General features: G+C 35.1%; 14 protein-coding genes and 3 pseudogenes. 2 read left to right on the forward strand and 15 right to left on the reverse strand.

The window, feature by feature from the left end; translation table 11 throughout:
* Window positions 1-204: 204 nt before the first annotated feature.
* The 11 genes and pseudogenes from dfr to JFU24_RS11615 all read right to left on the reverse strand — a co-directional run bounded on the left by dfr (window position 205) and on the right by JFU24_RS11615 (window position 10,003).
* The gene (gene dfr, locus JFU24_RS11565) at window positions 205-702 is read right to left on the reverse strand and encodes a DfrD/DfrG/DfrK family trimethoprim-resistant dihydrofolate reductase (protein WP_201221952.1); all 498 of its coding nucleotides are present in this window, start codon (window positions 700-702) and stop codon (window positions 205-207) included.
* Window positions 703-820: 118 nt separating this feature from the next.
* On the reverse strand, window positions 821-1,015 hold the full coding sequence (locus JFU24_RS11570) for a GNAT family N-acetyltransferase (RefSeq protein ID WP_242485462.1): 195 nt from the start codon (window positions 1,013-1,015) through the stop codon (window positions 821-823).
* 502 nt (window positions 1,016-1,517) lie between these two features.
* Window positions 1,518-2,126, reverse strand: a complete 609-nt coding sequence (locus JFU24_RS11575) for a DedA family protein (RefSeq protein ID WP_201182430.1) — start codon at window positions 2,124-2,126, stop codon at window positions 1,518-1,520.
* Window positions 2,127-2,693: 567 nt separating this feature from the next.
* A complete protein-coding gene (locus JFU24_RS11580) occupies window positions 2,694-2,921 on the reverse strand; it encodes a DUF3953 domain-containing protein (protein WP_201250906.1) in 228 nt (75 codons plus the stop codon).
* 338 nt (window positions 2,922-3,259) lie between these two features.
* Window positions 3,260-4,447 (reverse strand): amidohydrolase, encoded by a 1,188-nt coding sequence (locus JFU24_RS11585; protein ID WP_201249962.1) that lies wholly within the window; start codon window positions 4,445-4,447, stop codon window positions 3,260-3,262.
* Window positions 4,448-4,534: 87 nt separating this feature from the next.
* Window positions 4,535-4,890 (reverse strand): annotated as a pseudogene (locus tag JFU24_RS11590) (MFS transporter); the annotation flags it as partial.
* Between the two features lie 261 nt (window positions 4,891-5,151).
* Window positions 5,152-5,694, reverse strand: coding sequence for an NADPH-dependent FMN reductase (locus JFU24_RS11595; RefSeq protein WP_201221959.1), 543 nt, complete (start codon window positions 5,692-5,694; stop codon window positions 5,152-5,154).
* Window positions 5,695-5,775: 81 nt separating this feature from the next.
* Window positions 5,776-7,086, reverse strand: a complete 1,311-nt coding sequence (locus tag JFU24_RS11600; protein ID WP_201221961.1) for a hypothetical protein — start codon at window positions 7,084-7,086, stop codon at window positions 5,776-5,778.
* Window positions 7,087-7,924: 838 nt separating this feature from the next.
* Window positions 7,925-8,089: pseudogene (locus JFU24_RS30260) on the reverse strand (GNAT family N-acetyltransferase); the annotation flags it as partial.
* A 229-nt stretch (window positions 8,090-8,318) separates the two neighbouring features.
* Window positions 8,319-8,930 (reverse strand): FMN-binding negative transcriptional regulator, encoded by a 612-nt coding sequence (locus JFU24_RS11610; protein WP_201249964.1) that lies wholly within the window; start codon window positions 8,928-8,930, stop codon window positions 8,319-8,321.
* Between the two features lie 170 nt (window positions 8,931-9,100).
* Window positions 9,101-10,003, reverse strand: a complete 903-nt coding sequence (locus JFU24_RS11615; protein ID WP_201221967.1) for a DMT family transporter — start codon at window positions 10,001-10,003, stop codon at window positions 9,101-9,103.
* A gap of 161 nt (window positions 10,004-10,164) precedes the next feature.
* Between JFU24_RS11615 and JFU24_RS11620 the strand changes: the two genes are divergently transcribed.
* On the forward strand, window positions 10,165-11,541 hold the full coding sequence (locus JFU24_RS11620) for an aminotransferase-like domain-containing protein (protein WP_201182460.1): 1,377 nt from the start codon (window positions 10,165-10,167) through the stop codon (window positions 11,539-11,541).
* Window positions 11,542-12,325: 784 nt separating this feature from the next.
* On the opposite strand, the gene JFU24_RS11625 is transcribed toward JFU24_RS11620, so the two are convergent.
* The 4 genes and pseudogenes from JFU24_RS11625 to JFU24_RS11640 all read right to left on the reverse strand — a co-directional run.
* Window positions 12,326-13,267: a hypothetical protein gene (locus JFU24_RS11625; protein WP_201249965.1), complete on the reverse strand. Its 942-nt coding sequence runs from the start codon at window positions 13,265-13,267 to the stop codon at window positions 12,326-12,328.
* Between the two features lie 120 nt (window positions 13,268-13,387).
* Entirely contained in the window at window positions 13,388-13,636 is a 249-nt protein-coding gene (locus JFU24_RS11630) for a hypothetical protein (RefSeq protein WP_201182465.1), read from the reverse strand.
* Between the two features lie 470 nt (window positions 13,637-14,106).
* The gene (locus JFU24_RS11635; RefSeq protein ID WP_201182467.1) at window positions 14,107-14,286 is read right to left on the reverse strand and encodes a hypothetical protein; all 180 of its coding nucleotides are present in this window, start codon (window positions 14,284-14,286) and stop codon (window positions 14,107-14,109) included.
* 192 nt (window positions 14,287-14,478) lie between these two features.
* A pseudogene (locus JFU24_RS11640) lies at window positions 14,479-14,721 on the reverse strand (hypothetical protein); the annotation flags it as partial.
* Window positions 14,722-15,051: 330 nt separating this feature from the next.
* Between JFU24_RS11640 and JFU24_RS11645 the strand changes: the two are divergent.
* Window positions 15,052-15,738 carry an ArsR/SmtB family transcription factor gene (locus tag JFU24_RS11645; protein WP_201182469.1) on the forward strand — a complete coding sequence of 229 codons (687 nt, stop codon included), beginning with the start codon at window positions 15,052-15,054 and terminating at the stop codon, window positions 15,736-15,738.
* Window positions 15,739-15,797 lie beyond the last annotated feature (59 nt).

Consider the following 15,797-nt stretch of genomic DNA (forward strand, 5'->3'; position numbering starts at 1 on the left):
TAAAATAAATTATAGATTATAGATTAAACGTATTATCATTCTTGGAATAAAAAATAAGATTCTCCAAGCTACTTCAAACAAGACTGAATCTCGAATTTCAACGAGTATACCTTTTAGAAATACTTTCTTTTTTCTTTTTTCTTTTTTCTTTTTTCTTTATTCACCCTATTATCTCCTAAACACAATAATGAAGAAACGCGCCTGTTAGTTTAGTATGTTTTTTCTTTCATAAACATGAAAATAGTAAATATATGGATTTTCATCATCAGTAATCCCTTTTTCTACAGATACTTCTTCCCATTCATTAAAATTAATTTCCGGAAAAAATGTATCCCCTTCGAATTCATGATGAATTTTTGTAATATACAGCCTTTCTACATAAGGTAAGAACATTTTATAAATTTGTTCCCCTCCAAAAATGAAAATCTCTTCTTCATTTTCACATAACTTAAAAACATTTTTGATTGAATGAGCAATTTCACAACCATCAAAATTAAAAGCCTTATCTCTTGTCAAAATAATATTCCTTCTGTCGGGTAAGACACTTCCAATTGACTCAAAGTTCTTTCTACCTAATATGATTGGATGTCCCTTTGTAGTTTTCTTTACATACTGCCAATCCTTTGGAATTCTCCACGGAATGTCATTCTCTTTACCAATTACTCTATTCTTGTCCATTGCAACAATTAAAAAAAATTTCATGTCTAATACAGCCCTTTTTAAACTATATTACCATGTGATCTTGTATTTCTATTGAGATTTCTTCTTCATTTATCCTGCCCCGTTAGTGGGAAAAAAGCCGCCGAAGCAGCAGGCAACCTTATACTATTGCACCCGTTAATCGATAACAAGATAACGTATTAAAGAAACAACTCCATCTCACTATCCTTCGTCGTAAAGCCCATTTTTTTGTATAGATGTTTTCCATCTTTAGAGGCGTTCTGCTTTCGTCTATACATTTTTTTAGCATTCGTTTTGCCAAACCTTTTCCACGATACTCAGGGATAGTGTACATATTAAGAATGTAGGCTTCAACCCCATGAAGATTTTCCAAATATGGTGGTCTTTGAAATTAAACCATTCCACTAATACTAATGGCTTCCCCATTCGATTCCGCAATATAGGATATAAATTCATTTTTTGAAAGTGCTTTATGTAAATACTCTCTTGTTGATGTCTCCATAAGATGTTCCTCCTGAAGAGATTTTAACTAACCTAGTTCTTTTAAAAGTGCTAACCGCAAACTAACTATCTTATCAATGTCTTCAATAGAAGCCTTGATGAAATCAAACTTATTAATACGACTCAACCAATATCACTTCCTTCCTTTTGAGGATTTGCTCAAAATATGTATATTCTTTTTAATATATTAAATTTCCTTCTTCAATTAAACTGCCCCGTTAGTTGCATAAAGAAAAAGTCGCCTTAAAGACAGCTCCGATCTAAACTAACGCACCTGTTAGTTTTATAAGCTCTAAATATAATTTTATTAAAGTCCTCCATCTTAACCGTCACTTTTATGAAATACCCCTTCTTAATCGATTTCTTCTCTTCCATAAAAAATAAATGAATATTGAAAGGACCAATAAACTCGTAATTAAATAAATACAGTATTTTGACATATATAGTTCAACATTGGTCCAATTTTCCCCTAATATTCTTCCTAGTGTGATAAAAGTAAAACTCCATATTAATGCACCAGTATAGGCGTAAATAACAAATATTCTAAAAGGGAAGCGATTGACAGCTGCTATATACGCTGTAAGGTGCCGTACCCCAGGAATAAAATAACCAAATAATAAAAGAAAGGGTCCGAATTTCTTGAATAATTTCTTTGTTTTGTTAATTTTTTGTTCGGTAATGTGAATTTTTGGTCCAAACTTTTCTAATAAAGGCAACCCAAATTTATAACCAATGAAGTAGCTAAGCGAAATCCCCCCCGTTGCTCCTACAAAGGCACTTACTATTGAAATTAAGTAAGATAATTTACCCTGAAACACAATGTAACCAATATATGTAAGAATAACCTCGTCGGGTATAGGAAGTCCAACAATACCTCCGATTAAAGCAAATATAATTCCGAAGTACCCATAATGTTCTAGAAGGTAAGCAATATGATTTTCCACTTTTTCACTCCACCTTTTAGGTAATGTCTAACAATCATTTCTGATTATTTATTATCAGCAGTATTTAAATAATAATAAAAGAAAATTTACTCTTCATCGGGGATCTCCTTTTCCTTTAACAATATTAAAGGTTATTATCCCCAATTTTTGATTTTCTTATTGCACTAAACTGCCCCAATAGTTGCATAAAAAAAGTCGCCTTAAAGACAGCTCCGATAGTTTGGGATTCCGTCAACCAATTTAAGAATCTATCAAATAAATATGCTATAATTCCCCAATATAGAAAGATTGGAGAGAGAAACAATGGACTGGGTAGACTTTATGGCACTTTCTGGTATACTATTTTATTTAATTCCAATAACATTTATTGTTTGGTTTTTAATCAGCTTCCTCAAAACTCAAAAGGAAAGAAACATTTTACTTAGAGACATTTCATTAAGGTTAGACAAGTATAAAATAGACAGAAAGGAAGAGTAATATGATACTCTTTCTTTTTCATTTTTATTTCACAGTTTGTGTCTTATACGACACAAAAGACATCCTTACTTATGGACGTAAAGCACCCGTTTAGTTCATTAAGAAAGCCTGTATGGAAGCAAAGAAAATAAATAAAGAGATAGCAATATTCATATACCCCCAAAATCCTTTTCTGTCTTTTTGAAGTTCGGCTAATCCTGTCACCAACGTAAGTGCCCCAAGGAACAACATATAATACGGCATTAACTCATAGGTTTGAGTTATTAGACTATAACCTGATAGAACAATAACCACTATTGTTAAGATAATTCTAACCATTTTCAAGAATATATTTCCCCCTACAAATTAAGTTCTGTACAATTTCTTTTTCAATCATACCATTGGACACCTTTTCATTTGTGTAAAAAATGGAAATTCCTTCTTTCACTAACCTGCCCCTTAGTTCCATAAGAAAAAGAGCTGCTGATCAGCTCCTGATAATTGATGTTCCATTTGTGGTTTCATGATACACAAACTCAATGATACTATGGATTTTTCGCTTTCTTCTTTATTAGCTTGTCTCGGTATTCGTTTTGCTTTTTATCAATAGAATTATCTAATACACCGAACCATGTGGTCATCTATGCCATACCTTACAAACAATTCTAATCTTTTTCCTAATCTAACTCATAATAACCGCAAACTACATATCCTACTGCTTTTGCTGCCACGAGAAGGGCATCTTCATCGATATCAAATTTAGGATTATGATTAAAATAAGGTTTTTCTACTCCTTTAGGTGTACATGCAATGTAAAAGAAGCAGGAAGGGAATTTTTCAGCATAGTAAGCAAAGTCTTCAGATGGTGGCATTGCTGGAAATTCCTTCACTTCTTTAATATCTTTATCATTTGCATTCTTGAGAAACTCAGCAACCTTTTCTGTTATTTCAGGATCATTATATAAAGGTGGATAATCATTCGTATATGTTAGATCACATGTTACATCAAATTCTTCTTCAAGTCCTTTTACAAGACGTTTAACTTCTTTTTCAATTGTTCCTTTTGTTTCAACAGTCATATAACGGATATCGCCTTCAAGCTCTACGCTGTCTTTAATTACATTAAATGTTCCTTTTCCATCAAAAGAACCAATCGTAATCACACCAATATCAAAAGGACTTAATCGACGGCTAATAATCGTTTGAGCGGCTGTAACAAAATGAGCACCAGCCACAATGGCATCATTCGCTAGATGTGGTGAGGAACCATGTCCACCTCTACCTTGAATTTTTAATTTCATATAAGCCCTGCCGTTAAAAGAATATCCAGCGTGATAACCAACAACTCCTGCTGGGCCCATTGGCAGCAGATGAATACCAAATACATTATCTAAATCGTCAAGCATGCCGGATTCTACAATACTCTTTGCCCCGCCTGGCGGAACTTCTTCCGCATGTTGATGAATAATTTTTATTGTACCTGGAATTTCATCTTTTAATTGAATTAGGCAATCCGCTAAGACTAACAAGTAGGCTGTATGGCCATCATGACCACACGCGTGCATAACGCCTTCATTTTTTGATGTAAATGGTACATCCGTTTCTTCGACGATTGGGAGCGCATCAAAATCAGCGCGCAGACCAATGTTTTTTCCAGGCTTTCCACCTTTAATTGTCACGATAATTCCGTATCCATTACCTACATTAGATTGAACTTCTACGTCCTTTCCTTTATAAAAATCAATAATATATTGAGCTGTTTTTTCTTCTTTAAAAGAAAGCTCAGGATTTTGGTGTAGATGTCTGCGAATTTCAATAATTTCATCCTTACGAGATTCTAACATTTCTATTAATTCACTTCTCATAAACTCTTCCTCCTTTTATTATTTTCGAAAACGCCACTAAATGTGGCGTTTTACATTTCCAACTACTAATTATTCTACAACAGGGCTTCAAACTGGTAATTTTTCAGGAGCATTAGATGTTTTACCGGCATCTTTTGGCACCAAAAAGATAGTAGAGAATATTGAAAGTACACCGAATATAACGTTTACGATACTACCTACTGTAGCCGCTGGTTCAAGATTTCCATTTGCTGCAATTGCACCGTAAACAGCTGCAGAAATCGCGACGCCTATTGCACTGCCAAGTGAGCTTGCCATTTTATAAACTCCTGCTGCTTCACCGACTTTGTCAGCAGGAGCATTAGATACAGATATATCTGTTGATGGGGTCGCATAAAGTCCAAATCCAAATAGCGCAATCCAATGAAGACGACAATTGTATAAGTAAGGTCCGGTAAGGCCTCCACCCCTTGGATAGGCATGACGAAGGAATGAGAGGGCATATTTTATGACCCGTTGATATGGGAGGGAAAGCCTCCAAGGGCGGCGTGGAGAAAATGTGCATTACATGGTAGAATATTGAGTTTTATTATATCTCCTTTATTTCACTTTGCCTTCACAAAGCCAAAATGATCTGAACTCATATCATTAAACCGTTATTACGCTATCACAAAAAGAGGGATAGCTATAATCCTCCTCACATTTACTAATGTTTGGAATGATTTTTATCGTAAAGTTTTTAATGCACCGCTCCAGGCGATAACTTGGTCAAGCATAGCATTTACATTTTTAGGGTGGTGTTCAGCTGGTTTAAAAACACTTCCATTTTCAAAATCTGTAAATAATGACAATGTTGGATGTACACGAACATCTGCAACTAGTAATTCTCCTAAAATTCCACGTAAATGTTCAGCTGCACGAGCACCACCAGTTGAACCATAGCTTACAATACCAGCAGCTTTATTATTCCATTCGTCACGAGCTGAATCTAATGCATTCTTTAATGCACCTGTGATGCTATGATTATATTCTGCCACAATGAATACAAACCCATCTAAATTAGTAAGCTTTTCTGACCAAGCTTTTAATCCTGGTTCTTCACCATTAGTTGTAAATACAAAAGGTAAATTGAAGTCTGCAATATCTACGATTTCATAATTCGCATCGCCACGTTTGTCAGCAATTCCTTTTACCCATTCTCCTACTTGTGGACTTACACGTCCTTGGCGTGTACTTCCTAAGATAATTCCGATATTTAATTTTGTCATTGTTTTTTCCTCCTCAGTAGCTGATCTACCAAATAGTTTGTCTTAACTCCAATAAGGACTATTATTAAGATAAATTTTTCTTTATTTTGCTGATTGTTCATATATTTTTATACCGTTTAATGGGACGATACCATTTTCAATTAATACTGCCTTCGATCCAGATCCATTTGAGAATATTCCACCCTTGACCGTCATTGTATTTATTTCACCTTGTACGTGAAGACTTCGAACATTTTGCCCATTTGTAACGATTCTGCCGCCAATTTCGACCTTATCAATTTTACCGCCTTCTTTGACACTTAATCCGTCGGCAGATAGTTGCGTGATGACTCCCTTTACTAAGGATTCCCCTTCACCTCCAAATGTTTCAATATCTTCATGCACGACTAATGTTCCTAGAGGTCGACTGACTTGAATACCAACAGCAGCATTTGCATGAGTAACAATCCGTTTAAATTCTGCATATTTTAAGCTTCCATCATACAAATTAAACCCCCGAGCACCGATCCCGTACGTTTCGATATCACTGAGGATACGCAGCGTCCCGATTTCGCTAAAGTTTACAAAACCAATACCACTTGGCCCATGAGAAGTAATTCGCTTTTCTGCCATCCATTCGTTCACCATTCCCCAATTATCTAACACCATATCATTCACACCATACGTCGTCACAGAACCATGATTCACAACCTTTTTCACATGCGCACCATAAACGACAAAAACGCCACCTGAAATGACATCTGGCGTGCCTTGTTTAATTCCACCATTTGAGTGTATCTCACCTGTTTCTAACATATCCACTTCGAGTCGACCGCCTACATCGCCAGCCCCACTAACAAATATGCCACTTCCTTGTACAGGTTTTTCATTACTTCCTGCCCTCAGACCAGTAAGATGAGCTGTAATTGTCACGTTCGAATCGGTTTGTTGATTCCATAATGTGAAGGCTCCCTGCAAGACGTATACACCAAATCCTTTAGGTCGATCCTGTAGTTCCCTCGTATCCGCTTCGATTACTTCCACATTTTGTGCAATTACCTGCCCCGAACGTACAGAACCAGTAGCTAATAGTTGAATTTGTCCGATTGTTTTTACATTCTTTAAGCTTAATGTTCCGAGTGAATCTACATCTGGTCTGTTTAAAATTGCTCGACAGCTAGGTTCAACTATAAATGTTAATCCTTCAATCTTATTGTCCCGACTTACCTCAATACCATCAATACCTCTCTTAAATTTGATCATTGAATCACCTTCACCCAGTAATTGTTGCCCTGGTGACAAGTTTAACGAAGGACTTTCAATTATTTTTCCTTTCACACGAATTACTTCAATCGCTTGATTGCCAACTGCGTTTACAAGTTCATCTACTGTTGAAATTGTAACCACTTTCATTTATTTCATCCTTTCATGGAATTTTATTTTCACCTTACAAAACTTCATAAAAGAATCCTCTCTGAATTATCCCCATATATATAGAAAAAATTACTTTAATTAATCTTGAAACCATTTCAAAAACAATTCGCTTTTTGTGTTTTTTATCGATTATGCATTGTTTTATTCGATTAAATGGCTCGATTCCGGAATAACATGATGAACATTTTTTCAATGGCTTTATTATTTCTTTTTACAACGTATTTGGGTTGGTTTAATTTCTTGGATACACTTGCTTTTGATACAGATGAACGTAGTATTCACACGTTTGCGGTGGAAAGTTGCTTACACCCAATAACCGAAACAAAAGCAACGATTCCATTAAGAAAAATGATAGCATAACAATGCTTTCGCAAATATTTGTAGAGTAATAGCTATAATGAAATAAATAAGCTGTCTTAGCTAAGAAAAGAGAAGGTGTTTTTGAAAGTTGACTATTTTTAAGATTGTATATTTAGCATTTAATTTAATCTTTTTATCAGGAGGAATTGTTTTATGGATTTTTTATAAGCGTTATAAAGATAAAGAAGTTTATGTTCTTACATTGCAACGTATCATTACAATTATTATAATTTTTATTATTTTGGATATGTTGTTAGGGCTAATTAATGTGTTTTTGGATTTTTCGGGGGCCAATTATTAATTATTCGTCGCCCATAAAAAGAAGCGTATTCCATTTATATTTCGAATTCGCTTTTTAATTTGAATGAAATCAACAATCAAGTTAAACATAGCTTTCAAATAAAAAGGGTGACCAACAACCTACTTAATACAAGCACCTATTAGTTTAAGACTATTTCTAAACTCTAATTTCTTTAATACTTTTCCCAGCTAAAAATGAATGTCCATTTTTCAATTTATCAACTGTTTGAAATCCATACTTTTGATATACTTTTTCTACTGATTCATTTATTGGAAAAACCCAAAGCTTCTTTATTCCTCTATTCATTACTTCTTTTTGTATTGAAAAAGAATTCACAGCAGCTTAGGATATAAAAGTCCCAAGCCAAGAAATAAAGCTTAAGATTTAACTTTTTTGTGTCCAAAATATTGACTCAAATCCAAGACTTCTCCGTCATAAACTTTTATTACCTCATATATTCCGTCACCGAATTGATCTAAAAGAAGTTCAAAAAAAAAGAGCGTTAATCCTTATTGGATCAACACTCCTGTTAGTGCAGTAACATTCAACGTTATTTTTTTAGGTTTGCTTTCATTAATAATGAAATCTGTTGCTCATCTGTATTTGAAATTTGTTCCAGTTGATTAACAATTGACTCTTGTCTCTGCAATGGATGGTTTTGACTTAACTTTGCTTTCCCTTCTATTTTGTTAATTTTTATTTTGAATCCTTGAACTCCCTTGTTCATACCAGCGAGAAACTCAGCATCAACATCTTGCAAACTGTATGAACTGTCAGGAGCTTCGTACTTCGATACCATATCATGTAGGGAGCTCATTAACTCATGTTCATCCTCTTGCAGTTCGACTTCTCCGTAAACATGAACGGTCACATAATTCCATGTTGGTACTGCTTTATTCGTCTCATACCAAGATGGGGAGATATAACAATGCGGACCATGAAAAATAGCTAAGACGGTTTGATTTTTGATGTCTTTCCACTGAGGATTAGGACGAGCAAAATGTCCATATAAGTATGAATTATCCTTGTTCAAAATTAACGGTAAATGAGTCGCAAAAGGCATTCCATTATGTTGAGAAAAAAGAGTCGCAAAACTATGTTCCTTTATAATGTCGAAGGCAAGCGTTTCGTCTTTAATTTTAAAATGTGTAGGAATATACATGTTTTTTCTCCTCTCAGAATCTTTTCTTATCATTAATTTTATAATTTCTCTATAGGATAACGGTTTGTTAACCACAATCCTCTATATTCATGACAACTTCTTCATCTAATACAATTCGGTCGTTCTATAAGCTATATGCCATACGTTACCTATCTCAATTGAACATGCAGTTAGTTTTTCTCTGATACAGCTCCGTTTTTTGATACGTGAGCATTTTTGCCTAAAATAACAGAAAAGACAACAATCACTGCTATTACAAGAGTGAAAAATGTGATGGATTCATCTAGAAATACTGTTGCAAATAGAATCATCAAAAATGGTTGTAAGTATTGAATCTGACTAACTCTTGCTATTCCGCCCATAGCCATTCCGCTATACCAAGCAACATATGCCAGAAACTGACTAACCACTGCGAGATAAATAAAACTAACCCAAGCTTGTAAAGGGGCATGGAGCATTTCAGTTGTAAGGTTTAGCCCAACTGGAATAATAAAAAATGGAGCACCGATCATAATTGCCCAAGCAATTACTTGCCAGCTACCTAATTCTTTCGCTAATTTCCCCCCTTCTGCGTAACTAAGTCCCAGTATAATCACTGCTGCTAGTAAAGCTAAATCGGCAAATTGCAATTGACCGAATCCAAGATGAAGTGCATACATAATGACAGCTAAAGAGCCGATTATACTTGAAATCCAGAATTTGAGAGAAGGGATTTCACCTGCTCTAAACATAGCAAATCCGGCTGTTGCTAACGGTAACAGGGCTAATTCCACAGCTCCATGAGAAACAGGTAAGGATTCCATTGCCCAAGAAGTGAGGAGAGGAAATCCTAAAACTGCACCAACAGCAACAATAAGTAGACTTTTGAATTGGCCTGGAGAAGGTAGTTTTTCTTTTCGAACGATCAATACCACAACTACTAAAATAGCAGCAACGACTGTTCTTCCTAAACCGACTATCGTAGTCCCAAAATACTCTACTGCAATACTTGTAGCAGGGAGTGTTAAGCTAAAACAAATGACACCTACTAATCCTAACAATAATCCAAGTTTCTCTCTGGTTTCTCTCTGCATCTTATCCTACCCCCATTTTTATAGTTTGTATCACCTCTGTACCATTTTCTACTTTTCTTAAAAATAGTTCTGATATAATTAAAATAATAATAGGTACACACAATGAAAATAAACCATTTTTTTACCTATCTGTCCTGGTACAGTTAAAGGAGGATCAATATATGAACTCAAAATATATTAAGATAATGGAAGAAATTAAGCTTCGACTAGCAGATGGATCGCTCATTGCAGGTAGTAAACTCCCTTCTGTTCGTCAGTTATCTGAGTACTTTTCATGTAGCAAAAATACAGTTATTAAAGCGTACATCGAACTAGAAAAAGAGCATTTAATTTATTCTGTTCCTAAAAGTGGCTACTATGTTGTGAATGAATTTCAAGATGCGACGAATGAAAATGAGGTGATTGATTTCTTATCTGCTGGTCCAGATAAAAACATTATGCCTTATGTTGAGTTTCAACATTGTATGAATCAAGCAATTGAACTATATAAAGAAGAGCTTTTTACATACTCTGATCAACAAGGGATTTACTCATTACGAGTACAGTTAGTGAAGTATATGCAGAATTTACAGGTGTTCACTCAACCTGAAAGAGTAGTCGTTGTATCTGGCTCGCAGCAAGCCCTTAATTTATTAGTTTCTATGCCATTTCCAAATGGAAAAAACAATATTCTAATTGAACAGCCTACTTATTTCGGATTCATTGAGTCCATCAATCTGCATCAAGCTACTACTTTTGGAATTGAATTATCAATGGAAGGGATTGATCTTGATCGTCTGGAATACATTTTTCGAAATAATGATATAAAATTTTTCTATATTATCCCGAGATTTCACAATCCACTTGGACATTGTTACACGAATAGCGAAAAGAAAAAAATCGTTGAGTTAGCTGAAAAATACGATGTATATATAGTGGAGGATGATATTTTAGGAGACCTTGATCCAAATCCAAAATCAGATCCTTTATTTTCTTTTGATCCTTCTGGGAGAGTGATTTATATTAAAAGCTTTTCGAAAATTTTTCTCCCAGGGTTAAGGATTGGTACTGTCGTTCTTCCTACATTAATGATTAACAATTTTTTACGTTATAAATTTAGTTCAGATTTTAATAGTTCAGCACTTTCTCAAGGTGCGCTAGAAATCTATTTAAAAAGTGGTATGTTTAATAGCCATCTCAAAAAAGTAAAAGAGGTATACCGTACTAAAATGCAAATTCTTCAAGAAGCATGTGAATTATTGCTACCGGCTAATACTCATTTTTCTAAACCGACTTCAGGATTCTATCTATCCATCAGTTTGCCCGAGAATGTGACAGCAAAACAGGTAGTTCATATGCTAAACGAGCAGCATATTTATGTTGATGATGCCTCTAGAATGTTTTTACCCGAATATAAAAAGGAAAATCTCGTTCGATTAAGCATCTCTCAAGTGAACGAGAGTCAAATTAAACTAGGGGTAGAGCGATTGGCTCACTGTATTGCTTTAATTGACAGTAGAAAAAATCATAATACTCCAAATAACTTTTTACTCATTTAGTAAGGGGAAATTTATATAGAGGTAGCTTCACAAGATTATGCGGATTTCCAACCCTAAGAAAATATATCAAAACGGTTGTTTATGAGACTTAGAATTTGAGCATTCGTTTGAGACATATTTACTCTCCAACTCTACAAACTTTTAGATAAAGTAAAACCCTCTCAAAACGATGATTTTTGGAGGGTTCTTTATTAACTTGCCTCCGAAGTATTGAAAACTGCTGCGTTAGTACTTTCTTGAACTCCCTCAGCTTATACGATTTTCTCACAAATACTCGCTTAATCGCAGGATTTCATTACCCTTGAATTTAAGTTCACGGTGAAATGGAGTGATTTCAGGACATGAAGATTTCGTGAAGTTTCAACTCCTCCTCCCCAGCCATTCTACCATATTAAACCATATATAAAGAATTCCTTATTCAACTAACGCACCCGTAAGTTGCATAACTAAACCTTGGATACTTCCCATAAACCAATAGAAACAAAAGGACCATAAGAAGGCACACTATAATATATATCGCCTTTCTTACCTTAAATGGTAGTAAAGTTACAAAAGATAAACAAAATTACCGAAGATTCCTGCTCCACTTACTACTTCACTCTGATCTTTATCTTGCTCTTTAGTATATCTAATGGACAATATTAATCCTGTTGGCGGTAACCCTTCTAGAAAAAGAACCCCACTCTTGAACATAGGGATACTTAGCGTATGTTTTCCACGTTTTGTTGGTAGGACCCCACAAAGAGAGGTTCTAAATAAATAGAACCTCTCTCGAATAATATTTTCACTTCAATTCTTCTGCAAGTTTAAGAGCTTCTTCATTCGTTTGATTTGTAACTAACGCCATGTAAATGCCGTCCTTTTCAAACTTTACAACATTCATTTTTTCATCTGCAGCATTTTTAAAATTGCCTATTTCGTATGCAACATCATCTACCACAACTTTAGAAAAGTCCTCGTCATCTACATTATTAACACTGATAGGAGTATCATTTTGTTGGGTTAGAATGATAGTATCTTTTTTTGCATTATCGAAGTGACTGACAACGACATCCTTGCCTAATGGTTCAACTTGTCCGTCAAAATCGTCTCCTATAGCCTCAGATAAGCTCTCTGTCTTTTCTGTAAATTCAGTCGGGATATCTTCGTCAGAATAAGTTTCAAAACTTGCTGCCTCATCCAAATAAGCAAGAGATGATGCGCTGCCGCCAACGTCTAAAACAACGTTTGCTTCGTTATTACAATTGATTGATGGAGTTGCCCAGCCTGATTTTGTTGTTATATCGTAGTGAGCATTTTTGTTTTTTGGACCTAAAGCCATCGTACGATTCCACGTATATTTGAATGTGCCGCTTTTTAGTTCAACACCAGAGTATTTATGATCTAGCTTGTTATTTCCTGTCCCCTCGTAGTTTCCTGTCAACGCAACACCGCCAGTCATTCTGCCCTTAAGATTGGACAGTGTAAAAGAGGAAGTATTCCACCTGAAGTTCTTCGTATCCCATTTTCCGAAATTAACAATGTGTTCGAGGTCGTATGTCACCTTGCCACATGCTGTGAAATAAAGACCAGACCTAATTTTTTGTAATTTAGAGAAAGTACCTGATGAACCGCTTTTACCAAGCTTATAAACATAATTATTTTTCTGTCCTCCCGCATTCGCTACCGTACTTAGTAGCGAAGAAAACAACATCACTGCTAAACACGAGAATAGTAGCCTTTTCAAGGCTTTCATTCCTTACATCCCCAATCAATTGTTTTTGTTATTATCAATTTCGATAATCACAAAACAACATTAACACAAAACGACAAATAAATGTTAAATTATTGTAAAAAATTAAAATATTTACATTTTATTATCTTTATCCACTCGTTTTTCTACAGCGCCCCAAGAAAAATAAATCAACAGAGTTGTTGCCAAAATTATGAACCCAGCTTGTGATAGATACATGAAGTCCCATTCTTTAATTTCTTTCTCTTTCTGACCATTATAATTTTGTATTACATAGTTTGATGTTTCATAGTCCATAAAAACGTAACAAATAATTCCCCCTATTATTACTCCACCTAATAATGATAATAAGAACTTTTTCAAAGTTGTGTCCTCCTGCCCTTTAAGATGTAAACCGTCCTATAAGTGCTCTCTATCAATTCTTTTATGAATTCCAATTCTGCTTGTTTAATTGACTCACCCATTCGTTTTCTTAGCTCTTCTTCGAAATCTTGAAATTCTTTCATTTCTGTGAACAAAAATATATAGTCCTTGTGCTCTTCTATCATTATTTCAAATTCTTTTTCCCATTGTTCATCTAAGGATTTCTGAAGCTTCCCAGATTTGTCACTTGTTCAATTTTCGGATCGCTGTTCATTTGCGCGTACTTAATGTGCGTAATTTTATCTTTCTTTTCCAGTTCCTTAACTCACCCCCAAAGTATGCTTGAACTCTGTACTTTTCCGCATTATATAGAGTTCTATCAAAAGGGTTTGAATACCTTCAAGCCTATATAAATACTCAATAACAGCACCAGCCTCTACATTTAGACAAGTCCGCTATGCTCGGACTTGTTACGATTTCTGTAGCATTCCATTGATGTAAACGTTAAGTGATTTATCGCCTACGATGAATGTTCCGAATGTGACGTCGTATCGGCTGCTGCTGATTAACGGATCTCCTGCTAAGACTTGTTTATCTTCAGCAAAGTGGCCGTAAATTGAGCCCTCTATGATACAAGTCTTATGAGACATTACGAAGTCTTAATTTAATGCTGATTTGATTATGTACCAATTAGCTTACTCTATTGAGATTATAAAGTTTTCTAAGAAGAGGTAGCTGCGGTATCGTTAGTTGACTCATTTGTTGCTACAAGATTCTCACTCGAATTTATGATTCGTAAGATAATTATTAATAAAATGAAAAAATATCTTGCCATTCTATCGTTAGTTACAGTCCTGATCAGGGCTGCAAAAATCAAAGTTTCTGTAGATTGCCACTAAACCCAAGATAAGCATTTGCATTTGCTTTTTCTTGCTCAAATGGCTTTCCATTTTCCTATTGTCGAGAAATTGAAACCACACTAAATAAAGTTGTAAATACTTCGTAGAAACACCATTAAAACGACTTATCCATTTCTTTAAACGGTAATGGTAATTATTAATATTATTGAGGTGGTAGATACCTTTCTTTACAAATCTGCACGTTGTATTTTTCTGTACTACGCTTCTTTTCCTTTTTGTTGTGCTACTGGATTCCAAATAAGGGACTGTAAAATAACCATACCCTTCGTGATCTCTTGCTCTCTCAACACTGATAAATCCAGGTTACCTTCCAAATTCTATCACCTTATCTGCCATGCTTGCAGATCCTTTTGAAACGTGGTCTGTTCTTTGAGAAGTAAATATTTCTATATTATAGGTGTTCATCATGTTCCCCCTTGGAATTGTTATTATTCATTGAAAACGATAGACACTACAACTATAATCGAAATGTGGAATGCAGAAAGGATGGTAAAAGTGAATATAAATCCAAATGTGGCTGAAGTTGCCTTTCTCCTTGGAGAAACGTCGCGGGCAACAATTCTAACGAGTTTAATGGACGGACGTTTTCATACAGCCAGTGAATTAGCTTTTATGGCTGCGATAACACCTCAAACAGCCAGCTTTCACCTTTCTAAATTGATAGAAGGTAACCTTGTTAACGTTGAAAAACACGGACGTCATCGCTATTTCCAACTAGCAAATGGAGAAGTTGCGCGCATTTTAGAATCGTTCCTTGCGATTTCCCCACCTCCTGAAGTGCGTTCTTTAAAACAATCTAGTCAGGTAAAATTGCTTCGGGAAGCAAGAACTTGCTATGACCATTTAGCAGGAAAATTAGGAGTCGATTTAACCGAATCGATGTTGAATGCTGGTTATTTGGATAAAGAAGAAAGAGAATTTGTAGTTACACCTAAAGGAGAACAGTTTTTTACTGATTTCGGCCTTGATTTATGTATCTTAAAAAGAAAACGCCGCTCATTTTCTCACGCGTGTCTAGACTGGAGTGAGCGTCATCATCATCTTGCTGGCTCTTTAGGGCATGGACTTATGACACACTTTTTTGAATTAGGTTGGATAATACAAGTTCCATCAATTCGCGCTGTTAAAGTCACAGATAAAGGAAAAGTAGGGTTTAAACAAGCTTTTAATATAAATGTGTAATTTAACGCTGAGAAAAACCCCTCCTTAGTTCACAGATAAGGGTAACTTATTTTTTTCTG

This window comes from Peribacillus sp. TH27, assembly GCF_016650915.1.
GTDB lineage: Bacteria > Bacillota > Bacilli > Bacillales > DSM-1321 > Peribacillus > Peribacillus butanolivorans.

Bases quoted from the DNA above. Each gene is read 5' to 3' on its own strand.
- JFU24_RS11620 (WP_201182460.1), top strand. From the start codon at position 10,165: ATGAACTCAAAATATATTAAGATAATGGAAGAAATTAAGCTTCGACTA.
- dfr (WP_201221952.1), bottom strand. From the start codon at position 702: ATGAAATTTTTTTTAATTGTTGCAATGGACAAGAATAGAGTAATTGGT.
- JFU24_RS11610 (WP_201249964.1), bottom strand. From the start codon at position 8,930: ATGTATATTCCTACACATTTTAAAATTAAAGACGAAACGCTTGCCTTC.
- JFU24_RS11595 (WP_201221959.1), bottom strand. From the start codon at position 5,694: ATGACAAAATTAAATATCGGAATTATCTTAGGAAGTACACGCCAAGGA.
- JFU24_RS11600 (WP_201221961.1), bottom strand. From the start codon at position 7,086: ATGAAAGTGGTTACAATTTCAACAGTAGATGAACTTGTAAACGCAGTT.
- JFU24_RS11635 (WP_201182467.1), bottom strand. From the start codon at position 14,286: ATGTCTCATAAGACTTGTATCATAGAGGGCTCAATTTACGGCCACTTT.
- JFU24_RS11570 (WP_242485462.1), bottom strand. From the start codon at position 1,015: ATGTACACTATCCCTGAGTATCGTGGAAAAGGTTTGGCAAAACGAATG.
- JFU24_RS11585 (WP_201249962.1), bottom strand. From the start codon at position 4,447: ATGAGAAGTGAATTAATAGAAATGTTAGAATCTCGTAAGGATGAAATT.
- JFU24_RS11615 (WP_201221967.1), bottom strand. From the start codon at position 10,003: ATGCAGAGAGAAACCAGAGAGAAACTTGGATTATTGTTAGGATTAGTA.
- JFU24_RS11580 (WP_201250906.1), bottom strand. From the start codon at position 2,921: ATGGTTAGAATTATCTTAACAATAGTGGTTATTGTTCTATCAGGTTAT.